19 protein-coding genes are annotated in these 12,637 nt (G+C 62.3%); all 19 read right to left on the reverse strand.

Going from position 1 to position 12,637, the window contains the following annotated elements:
- Positions 1-362: 362 nt before the first annotated feature.
- Positions 363-1,223, reverse strand: coding sequence for a F0F1 ATP synthase subunit gamma (locus tag ACYCUK_RS20655; protein ID WP_461596526.1), 861 nt, complete (start codon positions 1,221-1,223; stop codon positions 363-365).
- Complete coding sequence (locus ACYCUK_RS20660; protein ID WP_461596527.1) at positions 1,220-2,770, reverse strand: F0F1 ATP synthase subunit alpha; 1,551 nt, start codon at positions 2,768-2,770, stop codon at positions 1,220-1,222. Before ACYCUK_RS20660 ends, ACYCUK_RS20655 begins: the two co-directional genes overlap by 4 nt.
- Entirely contained in the window at positions 2,754-3,494 is a 741-nt protein-coding gene (locus ACYCUK_RS20665; RefSeq protein WP_461596528.1) for a F0F1 ATP synthase subunit delta, read from the reverse strand. The genes ACYCUK_RS20660 and ACYCUK_RS20665 overlap by 17 nt, the downstream gene beginning before the upstream one ends.
- Before the next feature lie 4 nt (positions 3,495-3,498).
- Positions 3,499-3,744 (reverse strand): F0F1 ATP synthase subunit C, encoded by a 246-nt coding sequence (locus ACYCUK_RS20670; protein WP_112486399.1) that lies wholly within the window; start codon positions 3,742-3,744, stop codon positions 3,499-3,501.
- Positions 3,741-4,454: a F0F1 ATP synthase subunit A gene (locus ACYCUK_RS20675; RefSeq protein ID WP_461596529.1), complete on the reverse strand. Its 714-nt coding sequence runs from the start codon at positions 4,452-4,454 to the stop codon at positions 3,741-3,743. The genes ACYCUK_RS20670 and ACYCUK_RS20675 overlap by 4 nt, the downstream gene beginning before the upstream one ends.
- Positions 4,451-4,774, reverse strand: coding sequence for an ATP synthase subunit I (locus ACYCUK_RS20680; RefSeq protein WP_461596530.1), 324 nt, complete (start codon positions 4,772-4,774; stop codon positions 4,451-4,453). The genes ACYCUK_RS20675 and ACYCUK_RS20680 overlap by 4 nt, the downstream gene beginning before the upstream one ends.
- Positions 4,756-5,052: an AtpZ/AtpI family protein gene (locus ACYCUK_RS20685; protein WP_461596531.1), complete on the reverse strand. Its 297-nt coding sequence runs from the start codon at positions 5,050-5,052 to the stop codon at positions 4,756-4,758. The genes ACYCUK_RS20680 and ACYCUK_RS20685 overlap by 19 nt, the downstream gene beginning before the upstream one ends.
- On the reverse strand, positions 5,049-5,471 hold the full coding sequence (locus ACYCUK_RS20690; RefSeq protein WP_112486403.1) for a F0F1 ATP synthase subunit epsilon: 423 nt from the start codon (positions 5,469-5,471) through the stop codon (positions 5,049-5,051). Before ACYCUK_RS20690 ends, ACYCUK_RS20685 begins: the two co-directional genes overlap by 4 nt.
- Positions 5,468-6,937, reverse strand: coding sequence for a F0F1 ATP synthase subunit beta (gene atpD, locus ACYCUK_RS20695; RefSeq protein ID WP_461596532.1), 1,470 nt, complete (start codon positions 6,935-6,937; stop codon positions 5,468-5,470). Before atpD ends, ACYCUK_RS20690 begins: the two co-directional genes overlap by 4 nt.
- Positions 6,938-6,986: 49 nt before the next feature.
- Entirely contained in the window at positions 6,987-7,433 is a 447-nt protein-coding gene (locus ACYCUK_RS20700; protein ID WP_112486404.1) for a universal stress protein, read from the reverse strand.
- Positions 7,434-7,520: 87 nt separating this feature from the next.
- A complete protein-coding gene (locus ACYCUK_RS20705) occupies positions 7,521-7,907 on the reverse strand; it encodes a translational machinery protein (protein ID WP_461596533.1) in 387 nt (128 codons plus the stop codon).
- A gap of 183 nt (positions 7,908-8,090) precedes the next feature.
- On the reverse strand, positions 8,091-8,873 hold the full coding sequence (gene ppk2, locus ACYCUK_RS20710) for a polyphosphate kinase 2 (RefSeq protein ID WP_461596534.1): 783 nt from the start codon (positions 8,871-8,873) through the stop codon (positions 8,091-8,093).
- A gap of 38 nt (positions 8,874-8,911) precedes the next feature.
- On the reverse strand, positions 8,912-9,094 hold the full coding sequence (locus tag ACYCUK_RS20715) for a CoA-transferase (protein WP_461596535.1): 183 nt from the start codon (positions 9,092-9,094) through the stop codon (positions 8,912-8,914).
- A 38-nt stretch (positions 9,095-9,132) separates the two neighbouring features.
- Positions 9,133-9,327, reverse strand: a complete 195-nt coding sequence (locus tag ACYCUK_RS20720; protein ID WP_461596536.1) for an FAD-dependent oxidoreductase — start codon at positions 9,325-9,327, stop codon at positions 9,133-9,135.
- A 51-nt stretch (positions 9,328-9,378) separates the two neighbouring features.
- Positions 9,379-10,104 carry an acetoacetyl-CoA reductase gene (gene phbB, locus ACYCUK_RS20725; protein ID WP_461596537.1) on the reverse strand — a complete coding sequence of 242 codons (726 nt, stop codon included), beginning with the start codon at positions 10,102-10,104 and terminating at the stop codon, positions 9,379-9,381.
- 261 nt (positions 10,105-10,365) lie between these two features.
- Entirely contained in the window at positions 10,366-10,935 is a 570-nt protein-coding gene (gene phaP / locus ACYCUK_RS20730; protein WP_461596538.1) for a TIGR01841 family phasin, read from the reverse strand.
- A 73-nt stretch (positions 10,936-11,008) separates the two neighbouring features.
- Complete coding sequence (locus ACYCUK_RS20735; RefSeq protein WP_461596539.1) at positions 11,009-11,185, reverse strand: hypothetical protein; 177 nt, start codon at positions 11,183-11,185, stop codon at positions 11,009-11,011.
- Between the two features lie 115 nt (positions 11,186-11,300).
- Positions 11,301-12,338 (reverse strand): IS630-like element ISCARN41 family transposase, encoded by a 1,038-nt coding sequence (locus ACYCUK_RS20740; RefSeq protein ID WP_086558344.1) that lies wholly within the window; start codon positions 12,336-12,338, stop codon positions 11,301-11,303.
- A 30-nt stretch (positions 12,339-12,368) separates the two neighbouring features.
- Positions 12,369-12,637, reverse strand: a 269-nt coding sequence (locus ACYCUK_RS20745; RefSeq protein WP_461596540.1) for a hypothetical protein, incomplete at its 5' end; no start/stop codon positions are given.

Below are 12,637 nucleotides of genomic sequence, written 5' to 3' on the forward strand. Positions count from 1 at the left end.
GAACACGCCGCCACCATGCGGCCTTCCTCCAACGCATGGAAGTCAGGCAGCATGCGGATGCAAACGTGCCACCACACGCACTTCGGCCCCAATCGCACGTCAGTGCGCGTCGCGCCTAGACCGCAAAGACCGATTTCAGGTGATTTCGGGTGCGAACTGTCGAACTCCGGTAGGCCGCCAGCAAACGCAGGCGCTGCCGCAATGGGCTGGAAATGTCCAGCGGAAGGCAAGTGTCGCAAGCATGGGCGGTGTCTTGCGAGGGCGGGCTGATCGGGATGCGTTTCATCCTGGCGATGCTAGCCGAGACACGTGCTGCCCAATCGCCTCCCGTCATGAGGCACGCCAACATGCCCGAGATCGACTCACGAACCGGATTCGGCCTCACGGCTTGCAAGCTCGCCGGCGGCCAACTCGATGATCTCGGCGGTGATCGCCTCCTGCCGCACCTGCCGCTGGATGGCCTGCAGAGCTGAGAGCTGGCGGTCGATCTGCTGATGCGCCGACGCCATGGTTTCCATGCGTGCCTGATTCTCGGCAGCGAAGGCGTGCAGCGCGGCATCGCAAAGCTGGGCATGCAGATAGGCCGCGACGAGTTCTTGCAACAGCACGGCCGGCGCAAGATTGACCAAGGGCGGTGCGGTCTTCGTCTGGCGCGGAAAAATCGACAGATCGGGGGGCAGCAGACGGCGGCTTTCGACCTGGATCGGCAGGCCAAGTTGCCAACGGCTGAACACGGCATCGAGCCGCTCGATCGCGCCGGTGGTCATGCGCGCATACAGTGCCTCGACGATGCGATCGGCCAGCTTGGGCACACCCTGGGTCTGCGCCGGCATGGCACCGGTCCAGTCCGGGTGCAGCTCACGCTCGGTCGCGGCCGTCAACCCATGGGAGCCGACCAGCAACAGTTCGACGCCCTGCATTTGCGCGCTGGCGGCATCCAGCACGCGCTCACTGAATGCTCCCGCGAACCCCTGTTCGGCGCAGAACAGCACCAGTGCCCGGCTGGCGCTGGCCGATGACAGGCCCGCATCGCGCGCAGGGATGACTTCCAGCACACTGCCGATGGCGCCGGCGATGCTCGCGGCATAACTCTCGACCGCGACAAGTTGGCCATGCGCCTGCTGGGCGCGCGCCGCCGCCATGCCGCGCATGGCGTTGACCACGGCGCCGAGTTGCTGCGTGCCCTGGATGCGGGCTTCGATTTCAGCGAGACGCTCGGTCATGCGGGCTCCACTCGTACCGCGGCATTCGGCGACACCAGGGTCAGGCGATACTGGCGCAGGGTTTCGAGCAGGGACTGCCGAGCGATCTCCGACAGCGTGCCCTGCTCCTGGGTCGCGCGCACCGCATCCGCCGCTCCGCTGTCGAGCGCTGCTCCTAGACCATGACGAAATGCTTCAATCAAGGGCAGATCCATGCCGTCAAGCAAGCCCGACTGCACCGCCAAGACCAGCGCAACCTCATCAGCCAAACGCAAGGGTGCGTGTTGCGGCTGGCCGAGGATGGCGCGGATGCGCGCGCCCCGCGTGAGCTGCTGACGCACCCGCGTGTCGGGCATGCCGCCGAAGCGGGTGAATATCTCCAGTTCGAGAAACTGGGCGTAGTCCAGCCGCAGCGTCTGCGCAGCTTGCCGCAGTGCGGCGGCCTGGGTCTTGCCGCCGACCCGGCTGACGCTCACGCCCACGTCCACTGCGGGTTTCAGCCCCTCGTCGAACAGTCGCCCATTGAGCACGATCTGGCCGTCGGTGATCGAAATCAGATTGGTCGGAATATAGGCGCTGAGATTGCCGGCGTCGGTCTCGGCGATCGGCAGCGCCGTCAGCGAGCCGCCACCCTTGGCCTTGGACAGCTTCGCGGCCCGTTCCAGCAGCCGCGCATGCACATAGAACACATCGCCGGGGTAGGCTTCGCGACCGGGCGACTGACGCGTCAGCAGCGCGATTTCGCGGTGGCTGGCGGCGTGCTTGCTCAGATCGTCGATCACCACCAGCGCGTGCTGGCCGCGGTCGCGGAAATACTCGGCCATGGTGAAGCCGGAAAATGGAGCAATCCACTGCAGACCCGGCGTGCTGGAGGCCGGCGCCACGACCACGATGCAGCGCTCGGGCGCGCCATGCGCCTCGATGGCATCGATGGCGCGGCGCACGCTCGCGCTTTTCTGGCCCACCGCTACGTAGACACAAACGATGTCGCTGTGCTTCTGGTTGATGATGGTGTCGATGGCGATGGTGGTCTTGCCAATCGCGCGATCGCCGATGATGAGTTCGCGCTGCCCGCGTCCCAGGGCGAACAAGGTATCGATCACCAACAGCCCCGTCTGTACCGGCTGGGTGACCCGCTCGCGCTCGACGATGCCCGGCGCCGCACGCTCGATGGGTTCGTTCGCATCGCTGACGATGGGCCCCTTGCCATCCAGCGGCCGCCCCAGCGGATCGACCATCCGTCCCAGCAAGGCCATGCCGGTCGGCACCCGCACGACATCGCCGGTGCCATGCACCGTATCGCCCGCCTGCACCTCGTCGGCGCCGTCGAGCAGCACGCAGCCGATGTGGTCGCGCTCGAGCACCCGGGCAAATCCGAACTGCCCGTGATCGAAGCGCAACAATTCGTCGAGCCGCGCTTGCGGCAGGCCAGAAACGATGGCGATGCCATCACTGATGGCCTGCACATGTCCAATCTGTTCGGCTTGCGGCCCCAGAGGGGTCACTTCGACCTTCTGCATGGCGCTGGCAAGCCAGGCGTCGACCGTCGTTTCAAGCGCGCTGGGCATCGTCGAATTCCTTTCGGATGCGAGTAAGATCAGAATGCCAACTGTTGTTGATCACGACCTGCGCGCCGCGTAACTCCAACCCCGCGATCAAGCTGGGATCGGTGTTGAACGTCAGTTTCACCGCGCCGCCAAGAACCTGGCCGATGTGCTGCGCATGCTGCGCTTGTTCGGAAGGGTCGAGTAGCGTCGCACTGACCAGCTCGGCTGTGCCACTTTGCACCACTGTCTGGCGCACCGCTTGGGGCAAGGCCTGGATGCTCTGCACCAGCCAACCAAGAAAAACCTCCCGTACGGCCTGCCCATCGAGTCTGGCCGCCAAACGCTGGGCGATGGCAACGGCGAGCTGTACGGCGCGTTCTTGGGAACTGCGCTCCACGGCTTCGCGCAGCTTGGCGATCTCCGCTTGCGCGTCGTCTAGCAAGGTTTGCGCCTGTTGCGCCGCTTCCTGCAAGCCCGTGGCCCGAAGTTGCTGAACTTCAGCCTGGGCTTTGATCAACATATCCTCATGCTCTCGCGCCAGCGCGGTACGAGTGCGCGTGACTTCAGCCAGCACACCTTCAGCCTGCTCGCGCTTGGCCTGGGCCGTATCAAGCAATTCCTTTGCCGCCGCCTGACGCTTGGCGATGATGTCCGCCACCGGGCGCCAGAAATAGCGCCCCAGCAGCCAGACCAAGATCAGGACATTGACGGCCTGCAGGCCGATCGTCCACCAGTCGATGCTCATGCCGTCATTTCAGCAAGGGGTTGGCGAACAGAAGCAACAAGGCGATCACCAAGCAGTAGATGGCCATGGTCTCGATCATCGCCAAGCCCACGAACAGGGTGCGTGAAATGGTGTTGGCCGCTTCGGGTTGGCGGGCAATGGCATCCATTGCGGCGGCCACCGCGCGTCCCTCGCCCAAGGCGGGTCCAATGGCGCCGAACGATACGGCGACCGCGGCGGAAACGATACTGGCAAGCGCTAACCAATTCATGGCGGGTTCCTAGAAAGTTCGGGTTGAGATGAATCAGGTGCCGATGGATGCGGCCCATCGCTGACCGCGCCGGCGATGAACACCATGGCCAGGACCGTGAAGATATAAGCCTGTACAGCACCAGTGAGAAGGTCGAGCGCCATGAGTGGAATCGGCACCAACAGGCCGGCTAGCGACAGCACGATCCCAATCACGAACACACCGCTCATCACATTGCCGAACAGGCGCACGAATAAGGAGAAGGTGCGGGTGAGACTTTCCACGAAGTTCAGCGGAATCATGATGGGATTGGGCGAGGCGAAGGTCGCCAGATAGCCGCGTATCCCGCCAGCACGCACGCCAAAGCCGACCACGGCGACGAACACCAGCAGTGCCAATGCAATATCCGTTTCGAGCTGAGCAGTCGGCGGTTTGATGCCAGGCACGAGTGAAGACCAGTTGGCGAGAAAAATATAGATGAACAACGTACCGATGAAAGCGCGGTAAGGCTCAGGTTGGAGCTGCATGGTGTCGCGGATTTGCGCGTCCACCGTATCGACCATCAGCTCGAAAGCCGCTTGGCTGCGCGAAGGTACGAGTTTCAAACGGCGCTTGAGCATCAAGGCGCCGAGCACGAGCAAAATCATGATGACCCAGGTGACGACCACGGCCTGCGTGATCGGCACCGAGCCGAGGTGAAACATCACAAGGCTGGCCAAGGGCGAATTCATGGCGATTCCTGTCCTACGTGGCGGATCACCACGAAACGGGCAGCCAACAGACCCAGCGCCGTGAGCAGCAAAGCTATGGCACCTGCATGCGCTGCAAGAATGAGCAAGCCGGCAAGCAAGGCGAGCCGGCTGATTGACAGGAAGATGGTGAGCACTGCGCCATGCCGGCCGCTCAGCAGCGCGCGCGCACTCCACCAAATGGCATAAAAGTAGCCCAGCCCAGCCAAGAAACCCACGGCCAGTGCGAGCAGAAAAAGCGGCCAGAACGCATCCGCCGAGATGACATGCAAAGACCATGGATTCATGCGCTTTTCATCCATTTCCAGGCCGACCAGCTACCCAGGGCAAGCCCAAGGATCAACAAGGCGCCGGTGAACATCAGCCCAGTTCCGAGGGCGCGATCCAGCCAGCGCCCGGCGAATAGACCCAGCAGCATGGGGAGCACGATGATCCATCCGAGCACTCCGATCTGCGCCAGCCGACGCGCGACGGAGGGCTCACCCTCGCGCAGCCAGCGGCGATGACGCGCACTGCGCAGGCTCGCCTGCCGCACGAGCGCATCGTCGCTGTCCTCGGGGCGGGAGGGCGTGTCGCTCACGAGCCAACCCCAAAACCTCGGTGTCCATCAGCGCGCAGATGCAGCATGATCTGCCGGATGGCTCCAAGTTGCATTCGCGTGTTCTCCACGCGCTGGGTGCGTTCCAGGTCGAGGTCGGACCGCATGCGAGCCAGCACATCGGTGTCGAGCTGCATCAGGTCATCGCCCACCACCGCTTCGCGCGTAGCGATGTGCACCTCGCGCCCGCCGAACATGGTCAACACACCGCGGCGCACCGCGCAATGTCGCTGCGATCCGTCGGCGCGCGTCCAACTCACCACCGAGATGGTCAGACTGGTGAGGAAATCGGCATGCCGGGGCAGGATGCCGAAACTGCCGCTCGCGTCTTCTGCGCGCAGGGATTGCAAGCCGTCCTCATCGACTTCGATCGACAGCGGGGTGACGATGCGCAGCTTCACGTCGCCGGCTCCGCGGCGTGTGGCGTTGGGGCTGACGCCTGCTCTTTGTGCCACGCCTCGTCCAGCGTGCCCACCATATACAGCGAACTTTCCGCCCAGGCGTCGGTCTCGCCATCGAGAATCGCGCGCACGCCAGCCAGGGTATCCGCGCGTGCCACGGTACGCCCGGGTATGCCCGTGAAAGCCTCGGTCACCATGAACGGCTGGCTGAGAAAGCGCTGCAAGCGCCGTGCGCGCTTGACCACCAGCCGGTCGCTGGCGCCGAGCTCCTCCACGCCAAGCAAGGCGATGATGTCCTGCAGCTCCTTGAACCGCGCCAAGGTCTCGCGGGCGCGTTCGGCAATGCGGTAATGCTCCACACCAACCACCAGTGGATCGAGCAACGCGGACGTTGAAGCCAGTGGATCGACCGCCGGATAGAAACCCTCGGCGGCGAGTTGGCGCGACAGCATGATCATGCTGTCCATATGGCTGGAGATGGCCGTGACTGCCGGATCGGTGAAGTCGTCGGCCGGGACATAAACCGCCTGGATCGCAGTGACCGCGGTGCCCGCCACCGAGGCGATGCGTTCTTGCAGCGCCGCCACTTCACTGCCCAGGGTCGGCTGGTAGCCCACGCGCGATGGCAGTCGGCCCAGCAGGCTCGAAACCTCGCTGCCGGCCTGGACGAAACGGAACACGTTGTCCATCAGCAGCAGCACGTTCTGATGCTTCTGATCGCGAAAGTATTCAGCGATGGTCAGGGCGCTGTGCGGCACTCGCCAGCGCGCGCCCGGAGGTTCGTTCATCTGCCCATACACCAGAACGGTGCGCGCCAGCACACCGGAGTCGCGCATGTCGCTCAGCATTTCGTGGCCCTCGCGCAAGCGCTCGCCCACGCCCGCGAACACCGAAATGCCGCGGTACTTCTCCACCGTCGCGTGGATGAGTTCCATCACCAGCACGGTCTTGCCCACGCCCGCGCCGCCGAACATGGCGGCCTTGCCTCCCTGCGCCATGGGAGCCAGCAGATCGATGACCTTGACACCGGTTTCAAAGACCTCGATGGCCGAGGTTTCCTGCTCCAGTGTTGGTGGAGGATTGTGGATGCTGCGCAGCGGAGTGTCGGCCGGCAGCGCCGGTCCGAGGTCATGCACTTGCCCGACTACATCGAGCAGGCGTCCCAGCACCGCGTCACCGACGGGGACCAACACGGGCGCACCCGTGGACTGCACCGTGGTGCCGCGCGCCAGACTGGCCGTGTTCTGCAGGGCGATGCAGCGCACCGTGTGCAGATCCAGGTGCCCTTGCACTTCGAGCAGCAGGAGCTCGGGGCGATCCCAAGCGACGCGCAGCGCGGTGTGGATGGGGGGTAACCCAGCGTCTGCAAACGCAACATCCACCACGGCGCCGCGAACCGTGACGACAGTGCCAGGCGGCGCACCGGCGCCCGTTGCTGTGACCGCAGTCACTTGTTGCATGTGCATGGCGACGGTCAACGTGCTCGGCGGTCCGTTTTCGCGCTTGGCTTGTGCATCAGGACGACGGTTTCTCGCCAGGATGCACGATGAGCACGGGAATCATGCTGCGACGGGCCACACCTTCGGCCACACTGCCCAGGAGCAGATGGCGCACCCCGCTGCGGCCATGACTGCCGATGACAATGAGATCGGCATTCCACCGTCCGGCTTCGGCGACGATGGCATCGGCCACGCGCGGCGTGTTTGGATCGGTCTCGGCAATGGCGGTACTCGCGTCCAGGCCCCATTGCGAGGCCTTGCTCATCCAGTCGTCAAGCATCAGTCTGGCGTCGTTGTTCATGACGCCCACAATGCTGGGCACGGCGCCGATGAAGCCGTTGAAATCGATCACGGTCATGAACCGCAGCGCGGCTTTGAGCGAGCGGGCCATGGCAATGGCATGCTCGGCAGCGGTTTGTGCCGTGGCGCTGGCATCCAGGGGGACAAGTATTTTGCTGTACATGGTGGTGAGCAGTCGTCGTAAAAGAAATCAAGTCTCCGGCGGAAAATGGCACAGGCGCGTTCCCCGGCGGAGCCGTGCATGCTGGCATCAAACACCCAGCATGCGGTCCTTGGCTTTGAAGTAATGTCGAGCGTGGTCCGCCAGTTGGCCGTCGGTGGGATGGTCTGCTGTCTCCAGCCCGACCGCATGCTTGGCCACTTCGGGGTCGTGATGCTGCAGGTGCTTGAATAGCTCCGGCTTGACCCGCCCCGGCCCGGTGATGAGAATTTCCTGCGCGCCGGCCAGCGCCTGTGCAATGCCGTGATAGAAGTGCTGATCTTCGGCGGCCTTGCCACTGCCGATAGCGTTGCGTTTGTGGTGAAGATGAGGATGCTGTGCGGGTTCGACAATGGATTTCTCGATGTTGTCGGCATCGATATGCAGCACTCGGGCCTGGGCATGGTCGACCCAGGCGATGACGTGGCAGTTGGACATGGAAAACTCCTTTTTGGGGTGGGTGGAGGATGAACAGAAGTGCAGCGCAAGCTACGTCCTCATTCAAGGTCGATGGGGGCGGCGGCCGCTGGATCAATGCGCTGCCTTGGCGTCGCGATAGGCGTTGGTGACGGCCATGAAAGCTTGCGTGACTTGCTCGGGATATGGCGCTGGCCCAGCACATCAGGGGGCGATCAACCCATCCTGCAAGGCCTGCTCGGAGTAGGCAAAAACAAGGTCCGGATCGGGCCGCAGCAGAGACTGATCCTTGTCCTTGTAGTCCAGACGGATGAGCAGATCCATCATCAGATTCAGGCGGGCGCGCTTCTTATCGTCGGCGCGAACCACAGTCCAAGGGGCAGCAGCCGTATGGGTGCGTGCGAACATGGCATTGCGCGCCACGCTGTAGTCCTTCCAGTGTTTTTGCGCCGCAGCGTCGATCGGACTCATCTTCCACTGCTTGAGCGGATCGGTGTGGCGGTCGCGCAGACGCTTTTTCTGCTCGTCCTTGCCGATATCCAGGTAGTACTTGAATAGCTGTACACCGGAACGCACCAGCATCTGCTCGAACACCGGGACGGTTTCCATGAACTCCTCGTACTGTGCCTTGCGGCAAAAACCCATCACCCGCTCGACACCGGCACGGTTGTACCAACTGCGGTTGAACAGGACGAACTCCTCGGCCAGGGGCAGATGCGGCACGTAGCGCTGGAAGTACCACGCCGAGGTTTCGCGGTCGGAGGGCTTGTTCAGCGCCACGACGCGCGTGTCGCGTGGCGACAGGTGTTCGATGATGCGTTTGATGGTGCCGTCTTTTCCCGCGCTATCACGCCCTTCGAGGATGATGAGGATGCGGTCACCATGCGCGATCAGGTGTTTCTGGAATTTCACCAGTTCGATCTGTAGCGCATGCAGGGTTTTGGCGTAGGGCAAACCCTTGGCCTGATCATTCGAGTGGTTTTTCATGTTGGGGGCTGAAGGAGGTTTTGATGTGATGGACGAGGTCAGGGCTTCACCGAGGCAGGAATACCTTGCGGAACCAGTTCGACCTGAATCTCGCCCGCGATCATCTGGCGCTGAGTCTCTGGATTAGTCCTGAAATATGTCACAACAAGTCGACTGATGAGCTTCGCATCAATTAACAGACCGATCCCGTAGCCGAGTCCGGCTGTATCGTTGGCGATCATGGTGAGATTTCTGCGTTGCTGACGAACCAGTTCGGCAATCAGGCGGTGTGGCGAAAGCTCTTGGATGGAATGCAACCCTCGAACAAGCAAGTCCCGCCCAAAACGTCGGCTTGCTCGACCAGCATCACGCGTCTTCCGCCCTGCGCTAGCGACAGTGCGGCCGGCGTGCCTCCGGGACCACCGCCGATCACCAGCACATCGACCGAATTTTCTTGTTTGGCGTTGTGACCCATGTTGTTGATGTGGAAAGATTGCACAAAGAAGACGCGCCAGATGTTCGATCCTCAAACGAGGTACTGTCCGCCGTTGATCGACAACGTGGAGCCAGTGATGAAGGCCGACCGCTCACCCACCAGAAAAGCCACGGCATGGGCGATTTCTTCAGGCTTGGCCAGACGTCCCACCGGAATTTGAGCGACGATGCCCTCGAGCACTGTGGGGTCCATTGCCGCCACCATGTCGGTCGCGGTGTAGCCCGGCGCGACGGCGTTCACGGTAATGCCCTGGCGCGCCGATTCCAGCGCCAAGGCCTTGGTGAAACCAATCACGCCGGCCTTGGCTGCCGAATAATTCGTCTGGCCGAATTGGCCTTTTTGTCCGTTGATCGAGGCGATGTTGACGATGCGCCCCCAACCGCGATCGCGCATGCCGCTGATGATGGCGTGACACATGTTGAAGCAGGCACCGAGGTCGTTGTCGATCACGGCATGCCACTGCTCGACGGTCATCTTGGGCAGCGTCGCATCGCGCGTGATGCCGGCATTGTTCACCAGCACATCCACGGGTTGGCCGAGATCGGTCTGCAGCTTTTGTACGCCGATCTGGCATGCGTCAAAATCCGTGGCATCCCATTTGTAGATGGGAATTCCTGTGTCTTGGGTGAAAGCAATCGCTGCGGTATCGTTGCCGTAGTAGGTCACGGCAACGTTCAAGCCGTCGAGCTTGAAGCGACGCGCGATGGCCGCGCCGATGCCGCGCGTGCCGCCGGTGATGAGTGCCAATCTTGTCATGAAAGTCTCTCAATCTTGTAATGCCAAACGGTGACCAGGTTGATCTGGGGTGGATGCGGGTGGCACCTGTTCGACTATGAGACTCGCCGACTTGTCAGCGCAAACTCTTGCGACGCACAGCGAGACGCGCCCTGTCTCGACTGCAACGGCAGCAGCCACAGGTGGTCAGTGCTCCGTCCCTGAAGAAACCGCGCGGTAGCCCCAAGTTTCCCCGACCTCCGAGGACGGAGCCGCGGCGCGGCGTCACGCGGCTTGTGCAGCTCATTTGGCCGCACGCTTGCGCAAAGGCGTGGCTTGTGCCGCAACCGCCTTGGTCGCACGATTCGTGATGGACTCGACGTTGTCGGACACCATCTTGGTGACCTGGCTCTGCGACTTTTGCATGGCATCGAAGGCCTGGGTGGCGAAGTTCATCGCGCTTTGCATGAGCGCCGCCGCGCCTTCGCTTCCTAAGGGCAAATTGCCCATGGAGTTTTGCGTGGCGTCTCGCAGTGCTTGCTGCATGCGTGTCATGCTCTGATTGAGCGCTTCGGCCAATTCGGCCTGGGTACTGCCAGCAATCTCCGCGAGGTGTTGGGCATAGGCCGCGGCTTTCTGACTACTGGTCTGCATCGGGTTCCCAGTTTGCAAGCTCATCAGCTCTTGGAGGTCGCGTGCTGAGAACGCGGCGCGCATGGCCTCGGCCGCATCTTGCGTGGCTTCGCGCAAGGTCTGAAGATTCAACTGGACCAGTTTCTCGAAGCCATTCATGGCTTTGTCGGCCATGCTGACCATGGAATCCAACTCGGCCTTCTGTGCTGCCTGAATCTGTTCGGTGGTACTACTACTCATCACGCGACTCCCGTTGGGTATGGAAAGACACTTTCAGTTTGCGCGGGCTCGCGACCGATTTCCTTGATGTGCATCAGGCAAGCGGAGGCGATGATGCAAAAAAGATGTAACCGCGGTTGAGCTCGGCACATCCCTTGAACAAGAAGCCGGCATGCCGGCTTGAATCAGCAGTCGGGACCAGGATGAACTCGGCTTCCGCACGCTGGGCAGAACGAACTTGTTTTGCGTGACAGCCTTCGGGGATGGACACCTATTCGCTGAACTCCATCAACCTCGATTTGTACCCGAGGCCGTTCAGTTGGGCATCGCTTCGTGACCTGCTTGGTGCGTTGCCTTATGAGCTATTGATCCGGCCCGATGAAGTCTCAAGCCGCGTATTTCACGCGAGGGGCTTGGAAGTAGCTGCGCATGCGCTCGGGTGAGCGCTCCAGCATGGTCATGTGCGCATTGGCAGCGTCGCGCAGTTTGGCCTTGGTGCGCACGGGCACCTTTTTGCCCAGGGCTTGTTTGAGGTCGGCATTGAGCCGCTCCTCGGGGTTGAGCTCGGGGCTGGTGCTGGGCAGGTCGAACACCTCGATGTGCTGTTTGCGCTGCGCCACCCATTCCTTCACCGGCTTGCTGTGGTGCACACGCAGGTTGTCCAGGATCAGGAAGACCTTCCTGCCGGCGTCCTTGACCAGCGCCTGCAGGAACTCAATGAGTTTGCCGGCGTTGAAGGCTTCGCAGGTGATCATCCAGCGCGTCTTGCCCTGGTTGGTGACGGTGGCGATCATGGAGAGCTTTTGCCGCGTGCCGCCTGGGGCGTAGGCCACCGGCGTCTGCCCTGCGGGTGCGTAGCTTCTGCCGCGCACATCGGTGTTGACCAGCGCCGTCTCGTCGCCCCAGTGGATTTCACCTCCTTCGGCCTTGGCTTGCGCCTCGATGGCAGGGTCGTGTCCGTCCAGCCAGGTTTGGACGGCCTCGGGACGCTGCTCGTAGGCTTTCTTGATGGGCTTTTGTGGGGTGAAGCCCCAGCGCTTGAGGTACTTGCCCACCGTGCGCACCGGCAGCTCGATGCCATGCTGCTGCGCGATGAGCAGACCCACGGCGGCGCGGCTCCACAGGCAGAAGTCCATCTTCAACTGCTCGGGGCGTTTGTCGATGATGGTGTGGCGAAGGCTCTCTTCTTGCTCCGCCGTGAGCAAACGCCCGGCACCAGGATCACGCCCGCGCGGCGTTGGCCGAATGGCTGCCCAGCCGCCCCCAGAATACAGGTCGACAACCCGGCGCACGGCCGGATAGCTCAGCCCCGTCATCGCCACGATCTGCATGATCTTGATGCCCTTCTTGTGCAGCCGCACGACTTGCTTGCGGCGCTCATGCAGTTGCTCCAAGGTCTGGTAACGCGCGTCTTCTTTATCCATCCATTTCCGACACGCAAGACCATGAAAAGTTCAATCTTCATGGGGCCGGATCAATAAGCAGTCACCCGGAGGTGTGAGCAAGGCCGTTAAGGCTACCCGGTTGAGGATTCGTAGATGCCGACGTGCCTCGATCTCAATAAGCCCATCCCGATGCAACCGGCAGCAGCCCAGGAACAGTTGACACCTAAACTCACCGCTGCCGCACAGACTGGTCAACTCAACCCAATGCGCGTCGTCTTCGGCCAGACCGTCAAGACTTGCAAGAGTTGCCACGACAGCTTCCGCAATTATTGAGCTTT

The sequence above is a fragment of the Thiomonas sp. genome (assembly GCF_054608695.1).